Annotated in this window: 21 protein-coding genes, 4 pseudogenes and 3 riboswitches; of the genes and pseudogenes, 9 read left to right on the forward strand and 16 right to left on the reverse strand. The window is 70.5% G+C overall.

What is annotated here, in order from left to right; translation table 11 throughout:
• Nucleotides 1-54 precede the first annotated feature (54 nt).
• A riboswitch (cobalamin riboswitch) is annotated at nt 55-279 on the forward strand.
• 160 nt (nt 280-439) lie between these two features.
• Nucleotides 440-2764, forward strand: a complete 2325-nt coding sequence (metE, locus tag ACFC51_RS28375; RefSeq protein WP_376531558.1) for a 5-methyltetrahydropteroyltriglutamate--homocysteine S-methyltransferase — start codon at nt 440-442, stop codon at nt 2762-2764.
• 367 nt (nt 2765-3131) lie between these two features.
• Here metE and cobF read toward each other — a convergent pair whose 3' ends face one another.
• The 4 genes and pseudogenes from cobF to ACFC51_RS28395 form a co-directional block, all read right to left on the reverse strand.
• Nucleotides 3132-3935, reverse strand: a complete 804-nt coding sequence (gene cobF, locus ACFC51_RS28380; protein ID WP_376368949.1) for a precorrin-6A synthase (deacetylating) — start codon at nt 3933-3935, stop codon at nt 3132-3134.
• Nucleotides 3936-4036: 101 nt separating this feature from the next.
• Nucleotides 4037-4230 (reverse strand): annotated as a pseudogene (locus ACFC51_RS28385) (hypothetical protein); the annotation flags it as partial.
• A gap of 124 nt (nt 4231-4354) precedes the next feature.
• Complete coding sequence (locus ACFC51_RS28390; protein ID WP_376368950.1) at nt 4355-5053, reverse strand: (2Fe-2S)-binding protein; 699 nt, start codon at nt 5051-5053, stop codon at nt 4355-4357.
• A 31-nt stretch (nt 5054-5084) separates the two neighbouring features.
• A complete protein-coding gene (locus ACFC51_RS28395; RefSeq protein WP_376531560.1) occupies nt 5085-5468 on the reverse strand; it encodes a (2Fe-2S) ferredoxin domain-containing protein in 384 nt (127 codons plus the stop codon).
• A 63-nt stretch (nt 5469-5531) separates the two neighbouring features.
• Nucleotides 5532-5656, reverse strand: a riboswitch (cobalamin riboswitch).
• Nucleotides 5657-5739: 83 nt separating this feature from the next.
• Nucleotides 5740-5905: riboswitch (cobalamin riboswitch) on the forward strand.
• 38 nt (nt 5906-5943) lie between these two features.
• On the opposite strand from ACFC51_RS28395, the gene ACFC51_RS28400 reads away from it, so the two are divergent.
• From ACFC51_RS28400 to ACFC51_RS28415, 4 genes are all read left to right on the forward strand, one after another.
• Entirely contained in the window at nt 5944-6981 is a 1038-nt protein-coding gene (locus ACFC51_RS28400) for an ABC transporter substrate-binding protein (protein ID WP_376368986.1), read from the forward strand.
• A complete protein-coding gene (locus ACFC51_RS28405) occupies nt 6978-8096 on the forward strand; it encodes a FecCD family ABC transporter permease (RefSeq protein WP_376531562.1) in 1119 nt (372 codons plus the stop codon). Before ACFC51_RS28400 ends, ACFC51_RS28405 begins: the two co-directional genes overlap by 4 nt.
• Nucleotides 8093-8869, forward strand: a complete 777-nt coding sequence (locus ACFC51_RS28410) for an ABC transporter ATP-binding protein (protein ID WP_376531564.1) — start codon at nt 8093-8095, stop codon at nt 8867-8869. The genes ACFC51_RS28405 and ACFC51_RS28410 overlap by 4 nt, the downstream gene beginning before the upstream one ends.
• A gap of 317 nt (nt 8870-9186) precedes the next feature.
• The gene (locus ACFC51_RS28415) at nt 9187-9717 is read left to right on the forward strand and encodes a GNAT family N-acetyltransferase (protein WP_376531566.1); all 531 of its coding nucleotides are present in this window, start codon (nt 9187-9189) and stop codon (nt 9715-9717) included.
• 171 nt (nt 9718-9888) lie between these two features.
• Here ACFC51_RS28415 and ACFC51_RS28420 read toward each other — a convergent pair whose 3' ends face one another.
• The 10 genes and pseudogenes from ACFC51_RS28420 to ACFC51_RS28465 form a co-directional block, all read right to left on the reverse strand.
• On the reverse strand, nt 9889-11115 hold the full coding sequence (locus tag ACFC51_RS28420) for a DUF4185 domain-containing protein (protein WP_376368955.1): 1227 nt from the start codon (nt 11113-11115) through the stop codon (nt 9889-9891).
• 126 nt (nt 11116-11241) lie between these two features.
• Nucleotides 11242-12231 (reverse strand): alpha/beta hydrolase, encoded by a 990-nt coding sequence (locus ACFC51_RS28425; protein ID WP_376531568.1) that lies wholly within the window; start codon nt 12229-12231, stop codon nt 11242-11244.
• 40 nt (nt 12232-12271) lie between these two features.
• The gene (locus ACFC51_RS28430; protein ID WP_376531650.1) at nt 12272-13267 is read right to left on the reverse strand and encodes an LGFP repeat-containing protein; all 996 of its coding nucleotides are present in this window, start codon (nt 13265-13267) and stop codon (nt 12272-12274) included.
• A gap of 89 nt (nt 13268-13356) precedes the next feature.
• Nucleotides 13357-13842, reverse strand: coding sequence for an RICIN domain-containing protein (locus ACFC51_RS28435; RefSeq protein WP_376368957.1), 486 nt, complete (start codon nt 13840-13842; stop codon nt 13357-13359).
• Nucleotides 13843-13954: 112 nt separating this feature from the next.
• On the reverse strand, nt 13955-15385 hold the full coding sequence (locus ACFC51_RS28440) for a serine/threonine-protein kinase (protein ID WP_376531570.1): 1431 nt from the start codon (nt 15383-15385) through the stop codon (nt 13955-13957).
• 97 nt (nt 15386-15482) lie between these two features.
• Nucleotides 15483-16289, reverse strand: a complete 807-nt coding sequence (locus ACFC51_RS28445; protein WP_376531652.1) for a serine/threonine protein kinase — start codon at nt 16287-16289, stop codon at nt 15483-15485.
• Between the two features lie 422 nt (nt 16290-16711).
• A pseudogene (locus ACFC51_RS28450) lies at nt 16712-17161 on the reverse strand (IS630 family transposase); the annotation flags it as partial.
• 280 nt (nt 17162-17441) lie between these two features.
• Entirely contained in the window at nt 17442-17954 is a 513-nt protein-coding gene (locus ACFC51_RS28455; RefSeq protein ID WP_376531572.1) for a hypothetical protein, read from the reverse strand.
• 137 nt (nt 17955-18091) lie between these two features.
• Nucleotides 18092-18386, reverse strand: a pseudogene (locus ACFC51_RS28460) (transposase family protein); the annotation flags it as partial.
• A gap of 11 nt (nt 18387-18397) precedes the next feature.
• Entirely contained in the window at nt 18398-18757 is a 360-nt protein-coding gene (locus ACFC51_RS28465; RefSeq protein WP_376368961.1) for a hypothetical protein, read from the reverse strand.
• Between the two features lie 855 nt (nt 18758-19612).
• Here ACFC51_RS28465 and ACFC51_RS28470 point away from each other — a divergent pair.
• The gene (locus ACFC51_RS28470; protein WP_376531574.1) at nt 19613-20968 is read left to right on the forward strand and encodes a hypothetical protein; all 1356 of its coding nucleotides are present in this window, start codon (nt 19613-19615) and stop codon (nt 20966-20968) included.
• An 887-nt stretch (nt 20969-21855) separates the two neighbouring features.
• Entirely contained in the window at nt 21856-22110 is a 255-nt protein-coding gene (locus ACFC51_RS28475; RefSeq protein WP_376531576.1) for a hypothetical protein, read from the forward strand.
• 557 nt (nt 22111-22667) lie between these two features.
• Here ACFC51_RS28475 and ACFC51_RS28480 read toward each other — a convergent pair.
• Nucleotides 22668-24140: a serine/threonine-protein kinase gene (locus ACFC51_RS28480; protein WP_376531578.1), complete on the reverse strand. Its 1473-nt coding sequence runs from the start codon at nt 24138-24140 to the stop codon at nt 22668-22670.
• A gap of 264 nt (nt 24141-24404) precedes the next feature.
• Between ACFC51_RS28480 and ACFC51_RS28485 the strand changes: the two are divergent.
• Both ACFC51_RS28485 and ACFC51_RS28490 read left to right on the forward strand, forming a co-directional pair.
• Nucleotides 24405-25083, forward strand: a pseudogene (locus ACFC51_RS28485) (transposase).
• Complete coding sequence (locus ACFC51_RS28490) at nt 25080-25493, forward strand: hypothetical protein (protein WP_376368966.1); 414 nt, start codon at nt 25080-25082, stop codon at nt 25491-25493. Before ACFC51_RS28485 ends, ACFC51_RS28490 begins: the two are co-directional and overlap by 4 nt.
• A gap of 314 nt (nt 25494-25807) precedes the next feature.
• Here ACFC51_RS28490 and ACFC51_RS28495 read toward each other — a convergent pair whose 3' ends face one another.
• A complete protein-coding gene (locus ACFC51_RS28495; RefSeq protein WP_376368967.1) occupies nt 25808-26683 on the reverse strand; it encodes a DUF4394 domain-containing protein in 876 nt (291 codons plus the stop codon).
• Nucleotides 26684-26976 lie beyond the last annotated feature (293 nt).

A 26976-nucleotide genomic window follows, 5' to 3' on the forward strand; every position in this document is an offset into this window, starting at 1 on the left:
CAGCCCGGCCGTCCCGGATCGTGGGCGGGGGTGTACGCATTCCGTCCGCCCCGTAGGGTGTCGGGTGCAGCTGGTTCGCCCCCGTCCGCCAGACGGGATGCGTCGTAAGAGGGAACCCGGTGGGAATCCGGGACTGCCCCGCAGCGGTGAGTGGGAACGAACGCCGTCATACGCACTGGCCCCGGGAGGGTCTGGGAAGCGACGGCCACTAGGAGGACGCCTCTTCGGAGACGCCCGTGCCCGCGAGTCCGAAGACCTGCCCGTTGCCCGCACGCGACCGGTCGCGTGCGGAGATCCCGGTGACCTCGTGGGCGGGTCGGCGCACATATCGAGCGGCACGCACGGTGCATTCCCGGCGTGACCCGTCCGATCGGTCGTCCCTTCGCGTCCACGTCCCGTCCCCGGGATGTCCAGGACACATCTCGCGAAGGAGAGTTCCGTGACAGCGAAGCCCGCAGCCGCGGCAGCACGAGCCACCGTGTACGGCTACCCCCGCCAGGGTCCCGACCGTGAACTGAAGAAGGCCGTCGAGGGCTACTGGAAGGGCCGCGTCAGCGCCGACGCCCTCAGGGAGACCGCGGCCGGTCTGCGCCGTTCGAACTGGAGGCAGCTGGCCGAGGCCGGCATCCACGAGGTGCCGTCCGGCGACTTCTCGTTCTACGACCATGTCCTGGACACCAGTGTCATGGTCGGCGCCGTCCCCGAACGGCACCGCGCGGCCGTCCGCGCCGACGCACTCGACGGCTACTTCGCGATGGCCCGGGGCAACCAGGACATCGCCCCCCTCGAGATGACGAAGTGGTTCGACACGAACTACCACTACCTGGTCCCCGAACTCGCCCCGGAGACCGTCTTCTGCGCCGACTCCGCGAAGCAGGTGGCCGAGTTCCGGGAGGCCCTCGCCCTCGGTCACACCCCCCGCCCGGTACTCGTCGGCCCCGTCACCTACCTGCTGCTCGCCAAGCCCGCCCCCGGCGTCGACGTCGAGTTCGAACCGCTGACCCTGCTGGACCGGCTCCTTCCCGTCTACGCCGAGGTCCTCGCCGACCTCCGCGCGGCGGGCGCCGCGTGGGTGCAGCTCGACGAGCCCGCACTCGTCCAGGACCGCACCCCTGCCGAGCTCGACGCCGTCGCCCGCGCCTACCGTGAGCTCGGCGGCCTCACCGACCGGCCGCGCCTGCTGGTCGCCTCGTACTTCGACCGCCTCGGCGACGCCCTGCCGGTCCTGGCCAAGTCCCCGGTCGAGGGCCTCGCCCTCGACTTCACCGAGTCGGCCGCCGGAAACGTCGAGGACCTGGCCGCCGCCGGTGGCCTCCCCGGCAAGCGCCTGGTGGCGGGCGTCGTCAACGGCCGCAACATCTGGATCAACGACTACGAGAAGTCCCTCGCCACACTGGGCACCCTGCTCGGACTCGCCGACCAGGTCGACGTCGCCGCCTCCTGCTCCCTGCTGCACGTGCCTCTCGACACGGAGCCGGAAAGCGACATCGATCCCGAGATCCTCCGCTGGCTCGCCTTCGCCCGGCAGAAGACGAAGGAAGTCGTCACTCTCGCCGCGGGGCTCACCGCGGGCACCGACGCCATCGCCCAGCAGATCGCCGCCAATCGGGCCGACCTCGCTTCCCGGGCCGACTCCCCGGTCACCTACGACCCGGTGGTACAGGCCAGGGCCGACGCCGTCACCGACGCGGAAGGCCGCCGGTCCCAGCCCTATCCGGAGCGGGCCGCATCCCAGCGCGCCCACCTCGCCCTGCCGTTGCTGCCGACGACCACAATCGGTTCGTTCCCGCAGACCGGTGAGCTGCGGGCGGCCCGTGCCGACCTGCGCGCCGGGAGGATCGACACCATCAGGTACGACCAGCGGATCGAAGCGGAGATCGCCGAAGTGATCTCCTTCCAGGAGAAGGCCGGCCTCGACGTCCTCGTGCACGGCGAGCCCGAACGCAACGACATGGTCCAGTACTTCGCCGAGCAGCTCACCGGCTACCTGGCCACGCGACACGGATGGGTCCAGTCCTACGGCACCCGCTACGTCCGCCCGCCGGTCCTCGCCGGCGACATCTCCCGCCCGGATCCGATGACGGTGCGCTGGACCTCCTACGCCCAGTCACTGACCGGACGACCCGTCAAGGGCATGCTCACCGGACCGGTCACCATGCTCGCCTGGTCCTTCGTCCGCGACGACCAGCCCCTCGGTGACACCGCCCGCCAGGTCGCCCTCGCTCTGCGCGACGAGGTGAACGACCTGGAGGCCGCGGGGACTTCGGTCATCCAGGTCGACGAACCGGCCCTGCGTGAGACCCTGCCCCTGCGCACCGCCGACCACGCCGCCTACCTCGCATGGGCCACCGAATCCTTCCGGCTCACCACCAGCGGTGTGCGCCCGGACACCCAGATCCACACCCACATGTGCTACGCCGAGTTCGGCGACATCGTCGAGGCCATCGACGACCTCGACGCCGACGTCATCAGCCTGGAGGCCGCCCGCTCCCACATGCAGGTCGCCCACGAACTCGCCGAGCACGGCTACCCTCGCGAGGCGGGCCCCGGAGTCTACGACATCCACTCACCCCGCATCCCGAGCATCCGAGAGGCGGTGGCCCTCCTCCGCAAGGGACTCGAGGCCATCCCCGCGGAGCGGCTGTGGGTCAACCCCGACTGCGGCCTGAAGACCCGCGGCTGGCCCGAGACCCGGACCTCGCTCGAGAACCTCGTCGCCGCCGCCCGCGAAGTCCGCGCGGACCTGGCCGCCGAGAAGGCCTGACTTCCTGTCCCGGGGCCGGACGTCCACGAGGCGTCCGGCCCCGCCCAGGGGCGCAGCGCTGAGCAGGGTGCGAGGCACACGCGCCGGCACCGCCGGCACGCAGGGGTGCACCGCCGCGCCTGCACGTCGCCACGGAACGGGCGCCACCGCACGACACAGGCGTCGGCGACCGCGCCCGGCGGACGACGCCGAACCCGGCCCCGAGCACACTTCGAGGGGAGGATGCCCGGACGGCGCACGGCCGAGGGACTGCCGGGTCCGGGCTTCGACGAGCACGCCTCCGCCTGATGGCACACCTGCGACAGCAGCGCATCAGGGGGCCTGGGCGGTGAGGGTGCACGAAGGCCGAAGGTCCGCTGCCCCGCGGTCACTCCTGGCCGGCCGGTCCCGCCTGCGGCTCCACCATCCGCAGCAGATACGTGTCCATGATCCAGCCATGCCGTTCACGCGCTTCGGCCCGCAACCGCCTGATACGGTCCGACACTTCCGGGAGCGGCCCTGCGATCAGGAGCTCGTCCGGGGTTCCGAGGTAGGCCCCCCAGTAGATCCAGACGTGGTCCCCTTTGATCCGGGTGAAGGACTCGTGCGCGTCGAGCATCACGACGATGTCCCCGTCGTCGTTCTGTCCCACGTCGAAGATCCGGCGGGCCGGTGTGATGTGGACCGGTCGGCCCACCTGGTTGAGCGGGATGCGGTGCCGGGCGGCAAGCGACGAGACGCTGCTGATCCCGGGGACGACCTCGACGTCCGGTGAGAAGGACCCACGGGCCTCGATGTCGGCCAGGATCCCGAGCGTGCTGTCGTACAGCGTCGGGTCGCCCCACACGAGGAAGGCTCCGGTCTGCTCGGCCGTCATCTCGTCGCGCATCAGGTCCTCGAAGATGTCCGCACGACGGGTACGCCAGTCGTGGACGGCCCGGGTGTAGTCGCCCCGCTCCAGCGGGCTCCGGTCCCGGCTCGGGTCCTCCACCTCCACCACGCGGTACGGCGCCTGCGCGTGCTCGTCCAGCATGCGGTGGCGCAGATCCGTGAGCGACGACGTGTGGTTCCCCTTTCCGACGATGAAGAAGACGTCGGCGCGGCGCAGCGCCTTCACCGCGCCCAGAGTCAGATGGTCGGGGTCCCCCGATCCGATGCCGATGACGAGGATCCGGCGTGGCTGCATGGTCATGGAACGCAGTCTGGCAGGCGCGTCCCCGACCGGTGCCGCCGCGTGCGGTACGGGGGAACGCACGCCGTGGTGCGGGGCGAAGGCAGTCCCGTTGTCCGATGGACGACCACGCCGTCCAGCAGGACGGCGACGGCCGGGCGGAGCCCGAACTGCTGGAGCATGCGGTCGTCGCTGAGGACGAAGGCTCCGAAGAACGGGAGAGGGGGAACACCTCGTGGTCCATGGACGGCCCGAGGAGGATCGCGAAGATCAGCGCGGGAACGAAGGCTTCGACGGGGCCCGGCTTCGCTGCGAACCTCCATGCTGGTGCGGACAGGGCCGGCAGGGCGATCGCGCCGGCCAGCAGGGCCGGGACGGGGCAGCATGGCGCGCCGGCGGTCGCCCTGGGTCCTGCCCTTCGGGACGGCGCCGCGCACGGCTCATGCACGCGGGCGCCCGGCCAGTCCGCAGTCTCCGCACATCGAGCCGCGCGGCGCGCGGTAGTAGAGGCAGCAGCTCCGGCGGCGGAAGGCGAGTTCGGGTCCGGTGAGCACGCCCGTGCCCGCCAGTCGTCCGGTGTCCAGGAGCGTGGCCGTCAGGGCGGTGAGCGGTCGGCGTACATCGGGGCGTGCCGCAAGCAGGGCGTGGGCCGCCCCGGCGAGGGCCGACGCCGAGTTGCCGTCCAGCAGGCGCGGGGCGACCTTGACGCGCAGTCCGTCGGACAGTGCCGACAGATGGCGTGTCACCTGCTGGTAGAGAGCACGGGGTGCACCGTCGCCGAGCCGGTCGGCATACCAGCCGGCGGGGCGGGGCACCCTGAGGGCCGGTCCGTCGTCGGCGCGCTGGAGCCCCTCCAGATCGGGGACCATCCCGTGGAGTACGACGCAGGCCAGGGCCGGGGACCAGAGGCGGGCGGCGTGTCCGAGCTGGGCGACGGAGACGTCGATGCGTGCTTCGGGGGTGTGGTGGCGGCGGGCGACGGCCTCGGCGAGGTCGCTGAAGCCCTCCGCGTAGGAGCGGGCGAGCGGATGCCAGCCGTCGTCCTCGCCACCGATCCTGAGGGCGAAGAAGCCTCCGATCCCCGCCACGTCGTGCAGCGCGGCGGTGACGGATGCGGCTGGTGCGCGGGCGTCGTCCACGGGTCCTGCCTCTCGGTCCGGGCTGCCGTCGTCAAGGCCGGGGGGTCGTGTGCCGGCGTGGCGGTGTGAGGGTGCAGAGGTCGGGAACATCCGGCTGGGGTAGGACTCCTGGCCCGCCGGCCGTGGCCCATGCGGCGATGTTTTCGGTGGCGTCCGGATCGTTGACCAGTCTCGGCGAGACGGGTCGTGCGCCGACCGCAGGGCCCTCGGCGGAGGGCTGCACGACGATGACGTCGGCCTGCTCGCAGAGGTCCGGACAGGCGCAGAACCGGACCGGCGCCCGGGCACTCAGCCGCTCGGTCCGGGCGGCGTGGTCCACGCCGGTCACCTTCGGGGTGCCGCAGCAGCAGTCACGGCACAGGACGATCCGGCAGGGAACAGGTTCGCGGCCGGTCGGGAGGGTGCGGGCAGGCATGCGGGATCGTTCCTCTCTTCCGGGGAGACCCGCCCCGGTGGTCCGTCGAGGAGGCGACCGCGTGAGTCTCCTGGCTCTCGGGTCGAAGCTCGCGCCGCGCCTTCCCACCCGTGGGGGCAGTGGTCGTGTGCGGGGCTCGCTCGCCGATCACAGTGGCGGGACCGCGCCGGATTCTCACCGGCTTCCTCGGACCGCAGTCGCCTGTTGCTCCGGTCATACTTCCACCCTTTCGCTGTGGTGACAGCAGGGGGGCACTATGCCCGCGACGCGAAGAAACGTAATATCGCCAGGTCATCGCCGCGATGGGAATCAGGAAGCCGGTGTGAGTCCGGCACGGTCCCGCCACTGTGACCTGCGGTCCGTCCTCATCCGTACGCCGTGTGCAGAAGAGGAACCCGCCGGAAGTCAGGAGACTGGCCTGTCGCGGGCCCGTTCCGAGGAGCGCGGACTCCCCAGGAGGCTCTACGTGTATCCCTTGCCCACCCCTGCCCGCGCGGGTTCCTTCCCGGCCCGCCGGCACCCGGCCCTGCGGGGCGCGGCCGCGGCCCTTGCCCTGTCGGCCGCCCTGCTGACCGCTGGCTGCGGCTCGTCCGGCGGCAGCGCCGCGAAGCCCGCGGATACGGCGTCGTCACCGGAGGGCTTTCCGGTCACCATCGACAACTGCGGGGTCAGGACGACCTACGAGAGGCCGCCGTCCCGGGTGGTCACGATCCATCAGCATCCTGCCGAACTGATGCTCGCCCTCGGTCTGAAGGACCGCATGGTGGGCACCGCCTTCCCCGACTCGGCCGTCCTGCCCGAGTTGAGGAAGGACTTCGAGGCGATACCCGAACTCGCCCGGCGCGAGCCGTCCTTCGAGAAGATCCTCGATTCCGAACCCGACCTCGTCTACGGCGGCTACGGCAGTGCCTTCGCCGAGAAGGAAGGCCGCTCCCGGGAAGCGTTCGCCGACGCCGGGATCGACACGCAGCTCAACCGCGAGTACTGCGGAAGGAAGCGGGTGACGGTCGAGGACACCTACGCCGAGGTCCGCACCATCGGCAAGATCTTCGGCGTCTCCGGCCGTGCCGAGAAACTGGTCTCCGACCTGGAGGACCGCGTCGGCCAGGCGAAGTCCGCCGTCGAGGACCGGCCGGATGTGCCGGTCTTCGTCTACGACAGCGGAGACAAGAGCGCGTTCACGGCGGGCGGGAAGGGGCTGGGCACCGACCTGATCCGGCTGGCCGGCGGAAGGAACGTCTTCGCCGATCTGGACGACGTCTTCGGTGACGTCTCCTGGGAGCAGGTGGTGGAACGCCGCCCCGAGGTCATCGCCGTCTACGACTACGCCGGCTCCGGAAGCGTCGAGCAGAAGAAGAAGTTCCTGCTCGCCCAGGACGCCCTCGCCGACGTCCCCGCGGTGAGGAACAAGCGGTTCGTCGTCCTGCCCCTGACCGCGACGCTGGTCGGCATCCGCTCCGCGTACGCGGTGGACGACCTGGCCCGGGGGCTGCACCCGGAGAGCTTCCGGTGACGCCCGCCGCCACCGGGGCACCCGCCGGTCGGCCCGTGTCCGCCGGAAAGAGGTCCGGACCCGCGCCGGGCCGCCGCGCGCCCTTCGCGTGCGGACTGGGCGTGCTGGCCGCGCTGCTCGTGGCGTCCGCGACCGCGGGGCTGGCCATCGGCTCGGTCCACGTGCCACCCGGCCAGGTCTGGGGCATCGTGACGCACGCGCTCGGAGCCGACTGGACGGAAGCCGGCTGGTCGGGAGCGCGGGAGACCATCGTGCTCGACGTCCGGGCACCCCGTGTCCTGCTGGGGGCGGTGACCGGTGCCGGGCTCGCCGTGGTCGGCACCGCGATGCAGGCACTGATCCGCAACCCGCTCGCGGAGCCCTACCTGCTCGGGGTCTCCTCCGGGGCGTCCCTCGGCGCCGTCACGGTCATCGTCTTCGGCATGGGCTTCCTGGGACCGCTCTCCCTCTCCGGTGCCGCCTTCGCCGGCGCACTCGGCGCACTGGTCCTCGTCTACGTCACCGCCCGCGCCGGAGGACGCATCACCTCCACGCGGCTGGTGCTGTCCGGCGTGGCGATCGCGGCGGTGCTCACCGCCGTCCTGGACCTGCTGCTGCTCACCACGGACCGGGGCAACGAGGCCCGGGCCGTACTCGCCTGGACCCTCGGCGGCCTGGGCGGCGTCGACCGGGACACGCTCCTGCTCCCGGTCCTGGCCGTGTCGGCAGGCATCGGCGTCCTCCTGGTCCAGTCACGCAACCTCAACCTGCTGCTGGCCGGTGAGGAGGCCGCGACCACCATGGGCCTGGACGTGGCCCGCTTCAGGGCCCGGATGTTCGTACTGCTCTCCCTGGTCACCGGAGTGCTGGTCGCGGCGGCCGGACCGATCGGCTTCGTCGGTCTGATACTGCCTCACACGGTGCGTCTGTTCGTGGGCGGCGACCACCGCCGGGTACTGCCTGCGGCCGCCCTCGCCGGCGCGGTGTTCCTGATCTGGGCCGACATCGCGGCCCGCACGGTCGCCGCCCCCCTGGAGATTCCGGTCGGTGTGCTCACCGCGCTCTGCGGCGGGCCGTTCTTCCTGTGGCTGATGCGCAGGGACGCCCGGCGCGCGACCGGCGGAGGAGCCGTATGAACCCCGCCGCCGACCTGTCCGTCGAGAATCTGACCCTCACCGCAGGCGCCCGCCACCTGGTGCGCGACATCTCCCTCACCGCGTCGGACGGCCAGGTGATCGGTCTGGTCGGCCCCAACGGCAGCGGCAAGTCCAGCCTCCTGCGCGCCGTGTACCGGGTCCTGCGTCCCGCCGCGGGCACGGTCCGCGTCGACGGCACCGATGCCTGGGCCATGCCCGTACGCCTGCTGGCCCGCACCGTCGCCGCGGTGGTCCAGGACTCGGCGGCCGACTTCGACCTCGCCGTCCGCGACGTCGTCGCCATGGGGCGTACCCCCCACAAGCGGCTGCTCGACGGCGACACGGCGGAGGACACCGCCCTCGTCGACGACGCCCTCTCCGCGGTGGATGTCACCCACCTCGCCGAACGCCCCTTCGACCGGCTCTCCGGCGGTGAACGCCAACGCGTCCTCATCGCCCGGGCCCTCGCCCAGCAGCCCGCTCTCCTCGTGCTCGACGAGCCCACCAACCACCTGGACATCCGGCATCAGTTGCACGTGCTCGGCATACTGCGCCGCCTGCCGGCGACCGTCCTCCTCGCCCTGCACGACCTGAACCTCGCCGCCTACTACTGCGACCGCCTCCACGTCCTGCACGAGGGCGAGATCGTGGCCTGCGGCCCGCCGTCCGAGGTCCTCACACCCCGACTGCTGGCCGATGTGTACCAGGTGACCAGCGAGATCTCGGTCCATCCGCGCACGGGGGCGCCCCAGGTGACGTTCCTGCCCGGGTGATGCCCGCTTCGGGGAATGCCGGGCCCCGGAGGCGGCGAACCGGTCGTGGACGGTGTCCCTCGGCCACCGCGACATCACTTTCGCCGCCTCCTCCAGGTGAGCCCGGGAAGGACCCGCTCCGCTCGGTCGGCCGTCAGCCGGCGACGGCCGACCGGATCGTCGGAGGAAGGCCGGCGGACGGGGACGGTGCCGGCCCCGCGTCACCTCGTCCCAGGGTGCCGGGGACGGCTGCTGACCGGACCGGAGTGTCGTGACGGGTGGTGAGCGGACGGGATATTCACTGGTCGCCGCCTGTTGATGGTGGCCATACTGCCGCGATGGATCCAGTGACTCTTGAGACCGACCGTCTGGTGCTGAGGGCCTTCACACCTGTCGACGTGGATGCCGTGCACGAAGCCTGCCAGGACGAGGACATCCAGTTCTACACTCCGGTGCCGGTGCCGTTCGGGCGCGCGGACGCGGAGAAGCTCGTCGGCGAGAAGCTGCCCGCCCAGTGGGCCGCGGACAGGGACTACACCCTCGGCGCGTTCCGCAAGGACACCGGCGCGCTGGTCGGCTCGTACTGCCTGGCCCTCGTCAGTCGCGGCGTCTGGGAGCTCGGTTACTGGGCGGCTGCCGGACAACGCGGACGCGGGTACTCGGTGGAGGCCGCTCGGGCCCTGTGCGACTGGGGCTGGGCGACCCTCGACGTCCACCGCATCGAGTGGTGGGCCATGGCCGGGAACACCGGCTCGCGTGCCGTCGCCGAGAAGCTCGGCTTCACCGTCGAAGGGACACTGCACCGTCGCAGCATCGCCAACGACGGCACGCCGCACGACTGGTGGGTGGGCGGCCTGGTGAGGCCGTGACCTCCCGGGCCCGTGCGGGTCGTCGCCGGCGGCCCGGGCGCGGGACCGCCCTGATGTGGTCACACGACGCGTCGGGGTGTTCGGGGAGAGTCGCTGCGACCGCCGTGGACGTCGGCCACGGCGGGCATCACCGCGCCGGTACGCGATGACGCCTGCCGGTGACCGGGAACCTCAGGGGCGGATGCCGTCGTACTGGAGGACGCGGTAGGGCGTCTTCCCGTGGTTCGCCGACTGCCACTGCGAGGCGATCAAGGTCAGGGACGTCGCGCTCGCACTGCCCGGGTGGATGTATCCACCGTAGAGGAAGGGGAGTTGGGGCTTCCCCCAGTGGTGCGGAGGGAGGCCGTCACCGACGATCTGGGGCTTGGGAGCGGTCCAGACGGCGTCCGGTCGCGGCGCCGTGCGCGTGCAGATCGCGTAGTCGTCCACGTCGAAGTAGCTCATGCAGTACGTGCTGCCGATCCTCTTGACGGAGAACTCCCCGATCCTGTTCCCGGACAGCATGATCGACGGTGCCGCCGCCGTCGTCCACTGCCAGCGGCCTTCCAGGAAGGCCCAGTTCTCCTGGGCACCGAAATTGCCCGCGCGGAACTGGTCCGGCCGGATGCGGAACAGCTGGATCGCGCCGCCGTCGGCGGTGTTCACATGTGTGCCGTTCCAGCGCTTGGAGAAGATGTAGAGCCAGCCGTCGGGGTCGATTCCCGCGAACGACCACATCCCGTACATGGACTGGTTCGACCCCTGCGTGTCACCCGCCCAGTGGTACGGGTAGTCCTGCCAGGTCACGCCGTGGTCGTCCGAGTACGCGACGCCCGACATCAGCGAGCCGTCGTATCCGGCCGGAATGTTCTCCCACAGGGCCACCGATGTGTACTGGATGTAGGTGCGCCCGCCGAATTCGATGCAGTCGTTGGGGATGCGGGAGATCTCGAAGCCGTGCCCGTTGTCCGCCCAGTGCGCGTAGTCGAAGCACTGGCGGGCGGCACCGGCGGTGGGCAGCGCCCAGGAGAACGAGATCGGGGTCTGGCCTGAGGCGTCGAATCGTGACTGGTTCAGGATCACCGGAGACCCCAGGTACGGTTCGGCCTGGGCGATTCCGCCGAACGCGTCGCCGAACACATAGCCCCAGGTGTTGTCGTGCTCCCTGTGGTACGGGATCGCCAGGTCACCGGAGCCGAGGCCCTGTGCGGCGGCCGAGTCGCCGGGCTGTTCGCACAACGGGGCGCCGGTCTGCCGCAGTTGCGCAGCCGCACCGGCCGGCGAGGCGGACCGGTCGCGAGCGGCCGCCACGCCGGGGGTCGCGCCGAGCAGGCCGGCTCCCAGGGCGAAGCCCATGCCCGCCTTGAGCGTGGACCGGCGACTGGCGGCGCGGCGCTCCGGCTGAGAGGGGGTGGACATGTCGATCCTCCGTGTGAGTGGGGGGACCGGGCGTGGACCCGGGGGAAGGGGGAGGGCGGGGCGGGGCGCCGGGTACGGGCCGCTTCGGTCCGCTTCGCAGCGCCGGATCCTCCACCGCCCTGCGCGTCAGGCCTTGCGGAGCCGTGCGACGACCCCGTCGAGGTCGCGCTGGAAGAGATCGGGCCGGACGAAGTGCCCGCCGGGCACCTCGTGCCACTCGTGGGGGATGCCCGCCTGGCCCAGCCGGTCCCGGAACTCGCGCTGACCGGCGAGCACCTGGCTCTCGTTGACGGTGTCGAACCAGTTGACCGGGTCGGGACTCGTGCCGGCGACCAGGAAGACCCGCTTGTTCCGGTAGCTCTCGATGCGCTCGACGGGATTGTCGGCGGTGACCCGGGCCTCGTCCCACAGCGGAGCCCCGTAGACCGTGCCGCCGTTCAGATCCAGGGCGGCGGAGGACGCGTTGGCCCAGTGGGTGACCAGGCCGAAGTCGCGGCGCAGGCTGGCCGGGCCGGAGTGCGCACTCACCGAGGCGAAGTGGCCGTAGTACTTGGCCGCGTATTTGAGCGCGCCGAAGCCACCCATCGAGAACCCGGCGACCGCGCGGCCGTCGTACTCCGCGAAGGTGCGGAAGTTCGCGTCGATCCACGGGATCAGCTGCGCGATGTGGAAGGTCTCCCAGTCCCGCGGGCCGGCGTTGGAGCTGACCGGGTTGGAGTACCAGCCCGCGTGGCCGCCGTCGGGCATCACCACGATGACCGGCTTGCCCGCGGTCCAGGCGCGGATGCCGAGCCGGTCGAAGGTGATGAAGTCCTGATCCGTGCCGCCACCGTGGAACACGTACAGGACCGGGTAGCTACGGCCGCTGGTGGCGTAGCCGTCGGGGAGCAGGACGTTGACGCCGGGGTTCCAGCCGATCGCCGCGGTCTGGAACCGGTAGTACTTCATGCGGGGATCGTTCTCGTCGTGGTCGACGACGTGGAGCCCGAATCCGTCGCCGGCGGCGCTCGCCGCCGTGGCGGTCGCGAGGACGCCGCCGGCACCGAGCGCCAGGGCCGTGGAAAGGCCGCCTGCGGCCTTCAGGATGTTCCTGCGGGTGGAGTGGTACTTGCTCAACACGACCTCCTGGTCGGACGTGACGATGCGGGCGAGGGGGCTAGTTGTCGGTGATCCAGGTGCCGCGGTCCGCGTTCCAGTGGATCGTGGCCTTCTGGAATCTCTGCGCCTTGCCGCCGCCGGCTTCGTCGGTCTCGTCGGTCAGCGGGTAGCCGAGCACCGTCTCGTGCCCCGCGGCGTGGAAGGCGTCGTAGATCGCGCCGTGGACGGTGTGGGCACCGGTCTGCGCGGACCAGAGGAACAGGCCGCGCTCGAAGAACTGATAGCGGCCCCGGGTGCCGTCGGGAGCCTGGGCCGCGTCCGCCTCCTCCGTCGTCGGGAAACCCCAGCGCCGCTCCGCGTCGGTGTCCCAGAACTTCGTGAGGATGTCCCCGTGGACCGCGTGCGCCTCATCCGGATGCCAGAGGACGATCCCGTTCTGGAACAGCTGGAAGCGACCGCCGAGCGAGGAGTCCTCCTCGGCGCGGAGCGGACGGCCGAGCGGCCCGCCGGGACCGCCCAGTTCGGCGTACTTCGCCCCGATCGTGCCGTAGGGCTGGAAGGCCTCTCCCATCAGCTCCCGGGCGTAGCCCTCCGCCTGCGGGTAGCGCTCCGGGTACGCGGAGCGCTGGACGGCTTGGGCGAGCTCTCCCGCGGTGTCCCAGTCGGGCTCCATCTGCTGGGCCACCTCGAAGAACTTGTTCGCCGCGAAGTCGACGTCGAGACACTGGGCGGGTTCGCACCAGCCCATCGAGGGCCGCTGCTGGAAGACGCCGAGGGAGTCCCGGTCTCCGCACGCCAGGTTGTTCATGCGGGACTCGACCCAGCCCGTCTCGAAGCCGGCGAGCATCACCTTGTCGGACACGCCGCGGCGCTGGCCGACCTCGTACACCTTGCGGGTCACCGCGATGTCCCGGTTCGCCGGTATGTCGCAGAACAGCATGGCCGGCGCGGTGTTCCCGAGAGGGCCCGGCAGGTCGCCAGCCCTCTGCGCGAAGGCCGGGGTGCCGAGACCGGTCGCAGCGACCACGACCAGGAGGACCGCCGATCTCCACACCGTGCGTCGTCGGGTCGAGCCGTGCACCTGAGTGCTCCTTCCGGGGGGAATGGCTCTGCGGAACGGGGGCACTGCTGGGCGAGTAAGCATCAGATCCAGCTCTGGAACGCGGTGTCGTTGCACGGCCAGGTGCGGAAGCCCAGAGAGCTGTCGTCGATGCACCGCAGCGTCGCCTGGTTCTGGAAGCGGACGGTGCCGTCCCCCCAGACCTGGATCCACCAGCTCTGCTCGGGGCTGGAGCCGCACGTGCCCACGGTGCGGAAGCCGTTGTCGGAGTCCTCGACGCAGCGGCCCGTGTTGACGCTGCGCAGCTGGCGGGTCCCGTCGCCCCAGACCTTCACGTCCCACAGCTGCGGAGTGCTTCCGTTGCAGGTCCACGTGCGGAATCCGTCGTCGGTGTCGTCCATGCAGCGGTTCGTGGCCTGATTGCGGAAGGTCTGGGTGGAGTCGGCGACCAGCGCGGGAGCCGCGGAGCCGCTCGCGTCGGCCATGGCCGTGCCCGCCGGCAGGGCGAGGGGGGCGAGTGAGGCGAGGGCGAGGGTCCCGCCGATCAGGAACGAACGCGTGCCGCGCATGGGCTGTTTCCTCTTCCGTCCGGTGGCTGTCGGTCCGCAAGCTAGCCGTGGGGCTGCCCGGCAGGGCATCCGGAACGATCCGGAGTGACACCCTGGACGCGGTCTCCGACACTCACGGGGAGAGCGTGGGCTGTGGACAGTCGGGAACCCGGGGGTGGTCCGTGGTGCGCACGGCGGGCAGCCAGGCCGAGGAACGGGAGGAGCCGGCCGGGAGACGCACCCGGTACCACTGCGTGGAACTGGCGTCCGACTCGTCGATGATCGGCACTCCCCTCAGGAGGCGGCAGTCGACGGCGAGGACGTCGCCCTGCCACACCCGGGTCGGTACGACGTTGTCGACGGTGTACGGCTGAAGGGGGTCGATCGCCAGGCCGAGACTGCACTGCGGATTCCGGTCCGCCCGGTCGCGGCAGTCGTTGTCGGCGTTGAACACCCTGACCACACCAGCTGGTTCACCCGCGTCTCGCGGTGTCGTGTCGCCGACGGCGAGCGGCCAGACCGTCGCGGCCACGGCGCACACCGCGACGGTGACCGGAACGGCCCGAGCGCCCCCACGCCGAGCGACGTGGCGGGTTGGCGGCGCACCTGCGGTGATACGCGCCAGGAGGCTCTCCGCGCTGCATGCGGAGCGCTCCGCGTGGGTCGGGGCCAGGCAGTCGACGGCCAGGGTCCTCCAGAACGGCGGCACCGCGGCGTCGATCCGTAGCGGTGCGCGCCCGTCCGCGTACTCCTGTACCGCCGCGCCGCGCGCCATGGGGGTCGCACCGGGGAACGGCGAGGCGCCGGACGTGAACGCCTCGTGGACCATGATGCCCAGGGCCCATATGTCGGCACTGGGCCGGATCTCCACCCCGCGCTCACCGAGCGGGGCGTGCCTACGCTCGGGCGGGAGGTAGTCCAGGGTGCCCATCGGCGGCGCATACCCGTGGGTGCCGTCGGTGCCGGTCAGTTCGGTGGCGAGCCCGAAGTCCGAGAGCTTCAGCGCGCCGTCGGCCATCAGCAGGATGTTCTCCGGCTTGAGGTCACCGTGCACCCAGCCGCTGCCGTGCAGATGGGCCAGGCCCTCGCAGATCTCGGCGAACAGCCGGGGAACGTCATCCTCCGCCACTCCGGTGTCGAACAGATCCCGCAGACTGCGCGCGGCCCGCTCCATCACCAGCACGATCGCACCGTCCAGGAAGGCACGGTCCGGATCGCTGACCACGACGGCGTCCAGCAGGCGGATCAGCCGGGGATGGCCTGCCCGGCGGGCCAGTTCGACTTCCCGCCGGGCGCTCTCCGCGACCTTCCTGGCCTGGCGTGGTGCGAGCCCCGCGGTCGGCAGGAACTTGAGGGCGACCTCTGCCGGCCCCACGGCCGAGCAGCCGGCCGGGCGGCCCGCGTACACCGTCGCCCAGCCGCCGGACGCGAGTGGCTCGGTGACCTCCCAGTCACCGAACCGGTAACCACGCGGAAGCAGCTCCGTACCGTCACTTCCCGATGTGTCGCCCCGGCCCCGCACCGTCTCCCCCTCCGGTCCCCCGTCCGCACCGGCGCGGACCACCGCGCCCCCCTGAGCCCGGTGCCGTACGGGCAGCCGTCGCACCCGGAGGGCTTGGTGCGGCGGAGGCGGTCGGTGTACTCCGTCCGGCCACGTCCCGTCAACGGCCCGTCCTCAGGTCCTGGACCCGGGTCGTGGTCCGGGACGGCAGAAGCACCAGGTGCTCCTCCCGTACGAGACCGAAGCGCAGGGCGATCCCGACAAGGGCCTCGCGCTTTCCGTTGCGACGCGCTCCCCCGGATCCGTTCTCGGCCGGAGCGCTGATGCGCACCTTCTCCTCGGCGAGGTAGTCGATGTGCGAGCTGACGGCGCGCGCTGTCAACGTTCCGCCGCACGCCGCGTGCCCCCTGAGCCGCTCGACGATCTGCGGGGTGGTCGGCACGGCGACCGGCGACTCGTCACGCAGTCTCGGCTCGCAGAGCGCGACCAGGACGAGGAAGTAGAGGGCCGTCTCGTCCAGCGAGTAGGCCGTGACGGTGCGGCTGCCCCAGTGGCCCGTCATGCTGTCGGGGTCCAGGTAGACGTGGTCGGAGGCGAAGACCTGGAAGGCGACGGTGGTGCCACGGCGGGTGGGCAGCACCACACGGGAGAACTCGAAGGGAATGGGAGCGCCTGCCCGCCGCGGCGAGACCCGCACGTACTCTCCCGCACCCTCCGGGTTCTCCACCAGGTAGCTCTGGGTCACGCTGTGGTTGGTGAGCTGCCAGTGGTCGTCGGTCACCCGGATCTCACCGGCCAGCCGGGAGACGGCTTCGTCGTGGAGGCGCAGTTCGACAGGGGTCGTCGCCGATCCCCTCCCGAAGCGCGCCACTTCCCCCGGAAGGAGCCGCAACGTCACCGGGTCACCGCAGTGCGTCCCTTCGGCACCGCCGCCGCTCCTCGGCAGATGGACCGTGATCCCGCTCAGCTCCCCCACCTCGCCCCCGTGCAGATGACTCTCCGTCCGGCGAACGTTACCCATCCCGGATATCGGTCCCCGACCCAGTTCTGGTCGTTTTCATGCCGCCGTCAGGCCGTCGGCCGCAGTGCCGAGCCACGTCGGGGTCGGACGCCCTCGGAGGCTCGCACCAGGGGTTCTGGCGCGCGGGACGTGCCCGGCGCGGAGGCGCCGGGGCGTGGAACCCGGCCTCCCGCCAGGCGAATTCCTCCCCGAGCACGGCTTTGTGCGCATTGGCGAACTGGCTCGATCTGACACTTGGACGGCCGGCGCGGTGCGGGCGGCCCGGGGCCTCTCCGGATGACGGCGCGGCGCGACGGCGGTGGAGGGGGTGGCGGACACGGCTCGGCGAGGTGCGGCTCGGCGAGGTGCGGCTCGGCGAGAACGTGGCCGAGGTCGAGGTCGAGGGCCTGGACGGAGCGGCGGACGCCGCGCTTGAGCTCTTCTGAGTGAGTTCGGCGAACCACCGCTCGACCAGGTTCAGCCACGACGCGCCGGTCCGGGTGACATGCAGGTGGAACCGGAGACGGGCCGACAGCCACTTCTTGATGTCGGGTGTCTTGTGGGCCGCGTAGTTGTCGAAGATCAGACGAACCTGGAGATCGGCCGGGACCTCCTTGTCCGGCCTCGTGAGGAACTTCTTGCACTCCGCTGCCCGGTGGCGGCGGTGGAGGGAGCCGATGACCTTGCCGGTGGCGACCCAGGGGCCCCATGAGGATCGTGGTCCTGCAACGGACGTAGTCGTGGCTGCGGCGTTCGGGAACACCGGGCATCATCGGCAGGACCGGCTGGGACCGGTCCAGGGCCTGGATCCGGGACTTCTCGTCCACGCAGAGAACCAGGGTCGACGGCCCAGTTCCGCAGTCGGGTGTCGACGCCCTTCCAGGACCGGCAGGCGCACCCAGGGCGCCCCGGTCCGGAACTTCCACACGATGGCGTCGAGCACCTGCCGGTACTCCCTCCACCGCCACCCCGTTTCGGTCTCCGGTCCGGCAGCAAGAGATCTATGCGCGCCCACTGCGCGTCGGTCAACGGCACGGTGAGAGCAACGACCCGCTGCCTGTCCGGGGCAACCACCTCACAGGGCAGGGCGGTCCGGGAGCGGCGCGAGATCCGCCCTGACTAGCGGTAGATGTCGATGACCACGCGATTCGGCGAGGTCAGCGTGAACACGTTGTAGCGGGACACCGGGCCGTCCAGGGAGATTCCGAAAGCCGGCTGCGCGTGCTGCTCGTACAGGAACTGAACACCCTTGACCGTGGGAAGGCCGAACGCTTCGACCACCGGGTTGGTCTCCGCGTAGTCCCCGCTGCGTGCGGGGTGGAAGTCGACGAACAGGTACGAGGAACCGGCGATCTCCACCGTCTCCGACAGACCGCTCGGCATGCCGTACTCCCCGGTCGTGTTGGTCGCCGTTGTGACCGTGGGAAGGCTGCCGGTGCCCAGGTCGAACACCACACGGTCGTGGTCGGAGTGGGTGGCCGCGCGGACCCCGTCGACGCAGATGTTGTCGCAGACCTCCGCAGCTGTCTTCGTCGGCGCCGCCGACGCCACGGGGGCGACGAAGAGCGCGGCAAGGAGGGCGGCTGTCGCAGGAGCGGCGATGCGGGCGCGTACACGTCGTGCGGTGGGCATGAGTTCCTCATTCATCGGGTGACAACTCTCGAAGGCTAGGCCACGGAACTGGCAGTCAGTCATATGATTCGCCAAAGTGATCGATAATCCTGGCCCGCCTGGGGGTCAGCGGTCATCACAGCGCGGACGTCGTCGCGGTCGATCACGCGGTCCGCCGCGGACTTCGACACCCCGAACAGCGGCGCGAGCCGACGCATCGTCAAGTTGGTGCGCCGGTACGCCGCGACCAGCAGTGCCCGGTCCTGCGAGGACAGGCCTCATGGTCGGCCCTTGCGGACCGCGTCCGCACCCTCACGCCGCAGCACGGTCACCAGCTTCCCGAAGGCACGGGGGCCCAGCCGTGTGAAGGGGGCTGCAGGGCGGCTCCGACGCCGTGATCACACCAGCCGTGCCGGGATCATCGCACCCGCCCGACGCGCCACCCCCCAACATCCCTTCCCGCCTCAGCGGAACGTGTGGACCACCTGGATCTCGCCAACGATGTGGGCGTTGAAGTCGTCCAGCTCCTCGGCCGGAACCCAGAGCTCGAGGATCGTCTGCCCGCCGGCCTGCTGGACGGGATACCGGCTCAAGAACTCCGACTCGACCTCAAAACGAGTGACGAAGCCCGCGCCGTCGTGCTTCACGTTCCAGTCCCGGGCGATCCTGATCGCGTAGTCCTCGTTCAGGACCGGGTAGAAGATCGGCTGCTCGGGCAGCCGGGGCGGCCACGCACGCCAGTTCAGCTCCCGAACGAGATCCAGCTCCTTGGGGCCGGTGGGGCGCCACAGGGTCGTCGTTGCGTGCTGGCTGGTCATGTGCATCGCTCTCTGAACGTAGGCCGCTGGTATGGCGGGTCGAGAGACCGGACGATATCGGCACCGCGAACTCAGTGGCCACACCGATTCCGCAGCCTGGGCAACTCCGTGACCAGCAGTTACGGGACAACTCTTAGGTACCGGATGCAAGCTGCTGGCAGTGACGGGAGCGATTCTGGAACGGAGGCGTGCGGACGGCACGGTGGCTGCTCGCTGTTCCCCGGACATGAAGCGGCCGGCGCCCTCAGTCCGTCGAATCGGGTAGTACGGGCACCGGCCATCCCAAGCGCACAGCCCATCAGGATCACGCCCTCAGCTGGGCCGACGCCCGCTCGCGCCTGTACGACGGCGAGCAGGTCGACGCCTACCTCCTCGGCAAACCCATGGCGGAGCTCCCGGGCCGGGACGACGACGTCGACCCCCTGGACCGCCAGGAGTGCGCGGCCGAGCTCGGCGTCTCCCCCGCACCGGGCCAGGCAGCGGTGAGGTGCTGCTCGCGGCGTTCGGTCGCGCGAATCGTTCGGCCGTCGCCCGGGCGCTCTCGCCAGGGCATCCCCTGGTCCGTGGAACCCCTCTACGGAGCCCGTCCCGACGGGATCACCGAGACCCGGCTGGTCATCGCCAACCTCCTCGTCGAGGGCCACGTCGACGAAGCCATCGCCCGCCGCCTCGGCATGAAGGTCCGCACCTGCCGCGGCCACATCGCCACACGCTCCGCGGTCCCTGGCAACGGCAGCCGCGCCCACCTCGGCTACCTCATCGCCCGCTCGGACATCCTCGACGACGGTACGGCCGACTCGGCGGACGGAAACCCCTCCTTCCTCATACAACCATCCGTCGATCTCCGCTGTCTTGATCCTCGTGAAGAAGACGCTCATCGCTTTTGCCGCCGCACTCGGCGCGCTCGCCACCGTCACCGGCCCGGCCGCGGCCCCCGCCGCGGCCGCCTCCGACGCCCTGTGGCTCTGGTCAGACCCGTACGAGATCACCCTCGCGGGCCCGTCCGAGGACGGCTCCCCCGCACTGTCGCAGTCGCTGACCGTGCAGATCAGCCACGACAACACGGCGACCACCGTCCCGGCCGGCACGCTCACCGTCGACGCCTCCGGAGTCGCCTCGTTCGCCGAGGTCACCTGGCCCGCGAACTGCCGCCCGGAGAACGAGACCACTGCCGTCTGCACCACTCCCGAACTCCCCGGCGGCGCCAACGCCCCCGCCGCGCGGATCGGCCTGACCACCAAGCCGGGCGCCACCGACGGCAACGACGGCTACGTCCGCTACACCGCCCAGGCCGGCGGCATGAACGCCTACCCGGGCGAGACCTACGTCGCCGTCAACGACGGCCCCGCGCTCGGCCTCACCCAGGCCGAGTACCGCACCGGCATGGCACCCGACCAGCCCTTCGACTCCTCCGTCGTCCTCGGCAACCAGGGCAACCGCACCGCCGACCGCACCCTGCTCACCGTCTTCACCTCTCGCGGCATCCGACTCGGCATGTCCGTCCCCTCCAACTGCGAGTCCACGAACGCCGTCACCGGCCGTACGTTCCTCTGCGTCCTGGACGAGCGGACGACCCCGGGCTCGTACCACTCCCTCCCGCTGAAGTTCCGCACCAAGGACATGGCCCTCTTCGACCGCGTCGACTATTCGGCGCAGCCCTACTCCGAGCAGGCGCTCGCCGAGGCCCGCTCAGGCCGCGTCTTCACCCCGGGCGCCGGCCCTGAGCTGAACCTCGCCCCGGCCGCCGCCCCCTCCGACGAGCTCCAGCCGTACCGCAGCTTCACGGTGAAGACCGTCAACCAGGCCGACTACCGGCTGACCGCCTCCACCGTCTCCGGCGCGGCCGGCGACACCGTCCCCGCCACCGTCACCGTCCACAACGCGGGTCCCGCCTGGGTCGCCTCCCTCGGCGCGGGCGAACCCGCCGCGACCGTCGACATCGACATCCCCGCCGGCACCTCGGTCGCCTCCGCCCCCGACGTCTGCTGGTCACAGTCCGAGAACCGCTACCGCTGCAACACCCCCATCTACCTCACCGAATCCGGCAAGCCCGCCACCCACACCTTCCCCTTCACCCTCCGCATCGACGACGTCATACCGAACGCCACCGCCCGCGCCGCCATCTACAACGACGCCTACGAACCCGCCGTCCGCACCTTCGACCCCGACCTGACGAACAACACGGCCACCCTCACCGTCAACCCCTCGACGAACTGACGCACGCCCCCTCCGGCTGCCCGGCCCGACCCCTGCACCGGCGCTGTACGGGCCGGGCAGCCGACCCCCGCACCGCCCCGGTAACCCCACCAGCACCACCGTGGGCGACTGGCCCGCCCAGAGGGCGGAAAGGCGCCGAGCAACTGTCGATCGAAGGAGGGCTACTTGATCACCAGCCTCGACGCCGGCGCCGCAACCGGCCTTGAACTCGCCTCCTGGATCAGAACCTCGCCGTCGGCGTCCACCGCCGGAGCGGCCGGACCCACATGGCCGCCGCCCTCCGCCGTGCGGCCCGCGATTACCGTCGCCCCTTGGCCGTCCTCGGCCTCATCTGACGAACCCGGACAAGATCACTTCACGCAGTGCCCCTGGGGGGGGCACGGTCACCTCCCCAGGGGCGGCTGGAAATGCTCGGGCTGACACCCCGCCCGCCGCAGCGCCCAGGAAGGCGTCGACGGCCGGGGCGTTCGAGCGAGGGATCCTCGCACTACAGCAGTGCAAGCGCGCAGTCCCCCGGACATGGGGGATCCCGGGGGCTGGGAGAGATGCCGCTCCGGGGCATGGGCCCGTGGCCCGTCACGGCACCGTCCCGGAACACGACCTGCCTCCATACTCAGTAGACCTGGAAGCCGGCTTCCGTGCCGAGCCGGAGAACGGCTTCGCGTCGAGGGCGGACGAGACGAAGACGTGGTCCTCTCCGTTGGCACCGTCGCCCCGGACGTCGACGCGCTCCAGACACCGGACGTCGCTCCCGCCTCGGTTGTCGAACCGGATGTAGACCGGCATGTCCAGTGCCACGGCCAGCGGGATGTCCTGCGGATCGTTGACGTCCGGCGTGCGCCTGCGTCGATATCCGTGACCACCACGACGTCGATGACCTGCGGCACGTGCTGAGGATGCTGCGGGGCCTCGCGGTCGACGGCTGGGTCGACTACAAGCGGGACCGTGACACCGCCCGGGGCCTGTACGGGCACGGGCGCTGTACTGGTATTCCCCGCCGGGCGCCCGTCACCATCAAGGCGCCGCGGTGGTCGGTCGGCCGGGAGATGGACCACGAGGCCGACGCGTACGGCGAGCGGTCGTCCCCTCAACCGCCGGTGCCGCGCCAGGCTTCGAACTCCTCGTGCTCGCTCAGCTCGTAGCACTCCTCCCTTCGGCCGAGGGCGAGGAGGACGCAGCCTTCGAACCGATGCTCCGTCTGTCGGCCGAGTAGGCCAGCCCCGCCTCGTACCGCCTTCCCGACCCGACGCACCGCTACGGCAAAGCCATGGCCCCACTGCCCGACTGGATTCCGTGGCCCTGTGAGGTCTCGGCACTGATCTCCCCGACGACGGACCGGGTCTACAAGCACCGGCTCCAGGGGGTGGGGCTATCCCAGGGCACTTCCTGAAAACTGCCTTCAGAGCGTCGGGTTCGTCGCGAGTAGACACGCAGGTAGCACCGAGCATCCAGACCGCAGCGTTGACAGTGGAACTCGCCAGGCTGCCCGCACAGTTGGTGGACACCACCGATCGCCGTCCGGTGCGATGCATGGGGTGAGTCTGTCGATGCAAGCAGCCGACGCTCGGTCGCAGGTCTCCAGCACGTGGTCGTAGCAGGCGGCTATGGGATGATCATGTTGCCTGCATCGGCGCGACCGGGGTCGCTCGGTTCTGACACCGCCACCGGATTTCGACTGGTGGCTGAGTGTGTGACCAGTCTAGACGCCGTGGTGGTTCTGCGGCCCGGTGGAGACCGCGGCCCTGCGGGCGGCTGCGGCAAGCCATGGCCTGATAGAGCCGTCGTTGGTGAGGTCGGCGCGGTAGGCCAGCGCCGCGGTCAGGTAGCGGTGCTTTCTCCACATATACCGCCATCTGAAACTGCGGTAGGCATGGTCGGGACAGGGTACGAGGCCGCCCCCGTCGCGGGCGCTCCACATGGTGAGGCGCCACCCCCCTTCCCCGTCGCCCAGGTACCCGTGAGCATCCTGGGCCGTCGCCACGTCGGGGAACGCGAAGACCTGGACGGAGATGAGGATGGGGTTGTCGGGCGTGGCCTCGAGACCGGGCTGCTCCGAGTAGACCGCGGCAACCAATTCGCCGCAGTCACGGCGCGTGAGTTCCTCGGTCAGCTCGCTGGGGCCCGCTTCATGGACCAGGCGGGTTTCCTCGGCGATCCGCGCGAACTCGATACTCAAGTCGTTGGTGAACCGCCGCGGCAGCAGGGCGTCCGCAGTGAACGGCGTCTCGTCGGTAGAGGCGCGGTTCCAGGAATCGGGAGACGCCGGTGCGCGCGGCGTGGCGTGCATCAGGCGGGTGCGCGGGGCCGGGGGAAGCGCCTCGGTGGGAGCTTCCGCTGCCGCGCACGACACCAAGAGTGCCTGTAGCCGCTCCTGGACGTGCTGTGCCGACTGGGGGCGCTGGCCAGGATCGCGCTCCAGTAGTCCGGCGACGAGCGCGGTCACCTCTGGCGACAGGCCGGGGCGGAACGCGTCGAGGGACGGGGCATCCTCGTCGATCTTGCGCCGCACAACCGCGAGGCTGTTGTGCCCGGTGAAGGGCGCCCGACCGGCGAGCATCGCGAAGAGCATCCCACCCAGTGCATACAGGTCGGAGCGCTCATCGCCGCGCTCCGTGAGGAACTGCTCCGGTGCACCGAACTCCGGCGTTCCGGCCGGGGTCAGCTGGGAGGAGCGCGCCACGGTGAACGCGGCCTGGAGGAACCCGGCGATCCCGAAGTCGATGACCTTGACCAGCCCGTCGCCGGTGAGCATGACATTGTGGGGTTTGATGTCGTAGTGGATGACTTGGGCCCGGTGGGCGGCCTCCAGCGCAGCGCAGACGCTGCTGGCGACGGCCAGAGCACGCGTCAGAGGAAAGGGAGTCTCCGCCTGGAGACGCGCTGCGAGCGTCTGGCCCTCCACCTTCTCCATGACCAGGAACAACACGTCGTCGTGGATACCCCGGTCGTACAGGGCGGCGACGTTGGGGTGGACGATCTGGGCGGCGGCCACCGCCTCGCGCTCGAACCGCCGGGGCAGGTCAGCCTGGGCAATCCCGTCGGGATCCAGCAGCTTGAGCGCGACCTGACGGTGGAGCACACGGTCCCGCGCGGCCCACACCTCGCCCATGCCACCCCGGCCCAGACGGTCCATCAGCTCGTAACGGTCCGCGATCAGTCTTCCCCGCTCCACGGGGCCAGCATACGAGACGCCTCCACACCTGCGAAGACGGCGGGTGCAGCGCCCGCCACACCGTCTTTCTGGCCTCCTCGGCGTACACACGGGTCAGGTCCCTGCCCAGTGGGTGGTCGCACGAGGTCTCAGTGGCCGATTCCTAAGTCTTTGAGTGGATCTGCTGTCGCCTGACGGCGTGGTGGCGGGGCAGCATCTGCCGGTCCGCGGTTGGTGATCTCGTGATGTGATCGGACGAGTGAACCCAAGTCGTACCCCTGTGACTTGCCGGACGAGCAGTGGTCGTTGATCGAGCCGGTGATCACCGCGTGAAAGGACCGGCACCGTTCGGTCAGCGGCCACCAGGGTGCCTACGACGTGCGGGAGATCGTGAACGCGATCCCCTACGTGAACGCTCCCGGCGATGAGAGGACCCGACCCCCGTGGAACCGGACACCCAGAGTGTTCATGTGGCCGCCGGGATCCCCGCCTCCACGACCGGCCATGATCCGGCCAAGCGGGTGCCCGGCCGCAAGCGCGGCTTGGCCGTGGACGTCCTCGGCCTGCTCATCGCGGTCGTCGTCCTCGCCCCGAACACCCACGACAACCCCGCAGGCACCGTCCTGCTTGACCGAGTCCCCGAGCACGCCGGCGGCACCGTCCGCAGGGCCTGGTTGACCAGAGCTTCACGTACCAGGTCGTCATGCACGGCGCCGACCTGGGCGTCGACGTCGAGATCGGCGCACGCAACCCGCAGGTCAAGGGGTTTGTGCCGCAGCCGAAGCGGATGAGGATCGAGCAGACCTGGGGGATCCTGATACTGCACCGGCGCCTGGTCCGCGACTACGAGCGCCGCCCCTCTTCCTCCGCCTCCCGGTTCCACCGGGCGATGACCCACGTCGTGATCCGACGCCTCAGTACGAACACCCCCACCTGGCGCGAAGAACGGGCGGTAGCAGCATGAACATCCAGCCCCTGCTCGACGCCCTGGACCTCCAGGAAGACGCCGCCCGCACCTTGGCCGACGGTCTCCGTGCGCAGATCGTCGACCTGCAGAGCCGATTGCGACAGGCCGAGACGCAGCTGGAGCACCTCGCGATCACCTGCAAGACCGTCACCGGCCTCGCCGACCGGCTTCCGGCTGTCACGCCGGACCTGCCAGAGCACCCGGACTACCCGCGCATCCCCGACGCCTTCAACCACGTGACCGGGCCGCTACGGGCCGAGGGACGTCTGCGAAGCCCTCGGCCACGAACTGTTGCCGAAGAACGTAGGAGGCGCCCGCGCCAAGCTGAAACGCCTGGTCAAGCTCGGCATCCTCACCGAGGCCGACACCGGAGACTTCGCGAGAAGGCCGTAGCCGGACATCTATGACCAGCAATCGCCGGCCACAATCTGGCGTGCGTACTGGTCCTCCGGGCCGATGTCCGCAACCACCTTCTGAGCTTCCTGCACCCGACCCGCCCCAAGCTCCGATGCTCTACGAGCCGCATCACCGCCCTTGTCCAAGCCGTCCTCACACTGCATCTGGACAACTCGGAGTGAGGATGGAAAAGGCTCAGTGATGGCGAGAGCCACGTCGGCCACGATGATGGGCCGCGAAAACGACCCGCTCTTCCGCTTCACTGCCGCCACGGCACTCGCGCCGGTGCCGGCAGGGTTTGTGCCGGCACCGGCGCGGGTCGTGCTCAGTGCTGGTTCAGCGGGAGTGCAATGTCGACGACCTGGCGGCCGGCCGGGAACGAGCCCACGAGGGACGCTTCGCCGTCGAGGATGTTCACTTGGTAGAAGCGCTGCTGTCCACCCGTGGACAGTGCGGCGAAGCCGCGGTTGGAGCCGTCGGAGGGCTTGTAGTAGATGTCGAACCCGGCCCAGGGCCCTGCGTTGACTCCCAGGTTTCCGGTGGGGGCGAGGGTGCCGGCGTTGGCCGGGGACTGGAGGGAGACCCGGTCGTTGACCGTGTCGATGTCGAACAGGGTGGTGGCGGTGGCCGCGTTGAGGTCGTTGTTGGTGTAGGCGGCCCCCGTGACGCCGAGCGCGGTTGAGGGCGGAGTGGTGGGGTTGGTGAGGGTGCCGTCGACGGTGGTGGCGCGCGGCGCGGCCGGGTCGTCGATGTTGTGGCGCAGGTTCTGGCCGGTGTCGCTGATGACGCGCAGCCGGTTGGCCGCCGGATTGAAGTCGACGCCGAAGTTCTTGCCCGCCAGGGCGACGGTGAGCTGGGAGACCTTGACGGCCTGGGCGTCGCTGTTGACGGTGTAGACACCGCCCCGGTCGCCGACGCCGTAGAGCTTGCCGTTCTGGACCCGGAAGTCGATGCCGACCAGCTTCCTGTCCGCCCGCAGGCCGGAGACCTTGCCGAACGACCAGCTGTCGCCGGGGTTGGTGACCTGGAAGCCGACCAACCGCTGGTCAGACGTCAGCCCCACGCTGATGAGACCGGGCGACGCCGCCCGCCCGCGCGGACCGAACGGGGTGGGCTCGGTTTCAGCCGATGCGAGAGCGGGGGCGGCGAGGGACAGCGCGATGGCGCCGGCAGCGGCTGCCGACAGAAGACGAGTACGCACGGTTGCACTCCGAACGGTAGTCGGCCCGCCCACGGGAACGGAGCGGGTCCACCATCACTTCGACGCCACCTTCACTCCGGTTTGGGGCCATTGCGCAATAACCACCGAATGGCCCATAAGGGCACGTCTATGTTCGGCCGTTCAGGGGCGCCGCCTGTAGCCACTGGCCTGAGCGGGCACCGTCCGGCGCTTCCCGTTCGACTGCGGAAAGTAGCTGCGCGTTTTTGCCGTGCCTGTTTGCGTCGCCTGGTGATGCCGGTGTCCGGCCGGCCCCCGCTCCCTAGGAGAAACCC

Origin of the sequence: Streptomyces sp. NPDC055962 (assembly GCF_042270185.1) — a bacterium.
Lineage (GTDB): Bacteria > Actinomycetota > Actinomycetes > Streptomycetales > Streptomycetaceae > Streptomyces.

Coding starts and splice junctions, on each gene's coding strand:
- cobF (WP_376368949.1), bottom strand. CDS start 3,935: ATGACCATGCAGCCACGCCGGATCCTCGTCATCGGCATCGGATCGGGG.
- ACFC51_RS28395 (WP_376531560.1), bottom strand. CDS start 5,468: ATGCCTGCCCGCACCCTCCCGACCGGCCGCGAACCTGTTCCCTGCCGG.
- ACFC51_RS28410 (WP_376531564.1), top strand. CDS start 8,093: ATGAACCCCGCCGCCGACCTGTCCGTCGAGAATCTGACCCTCACCGCA.
- ACFC51_RS28415 (WP_376531566.1), top strand. CDS start 9,187: ATGGATCCAGTGACTCTTGAGACCGACCGTCTGGTGCTGAGGGCCTTC.
- ACFC51_RS28420 (WP_376368955.1), bottom strand. CDS start 11,115: ATGTCCACCCCCTCTCAGCCGGAGCGCCGCGCCGCCAGTCGCCGGTCC.
- ACFC51_RS28435 (WP_376368957.1), bottom strand. CDS start 13,842: ATGCGCGGCACGCGTTCGTTCCTGATCGGCGGGACCCTCGCCCTCGCC.
- ACFC51_RS28455 (WP_376531572.1), bottom strand. CDS start 17,954: ATGCCCACCGCACGACGTGTACGCGCCCGCATCGCCGCTCCTGCGACA.
- ACFC51_RS28465 (WP_376368961.1), bottom strand. CDS start 18,757: ATGCACATGACCAGCCAGCACGCAACGACGACCCTGTGGCGCCCCACC.
- ACFC51_RS28490 (WP_376368966.1), top strand. CDS start 25,080: ATGAACATCCAGCCCCTGCTCGACGCCCTGGACCTCCAGGAAGACGCC.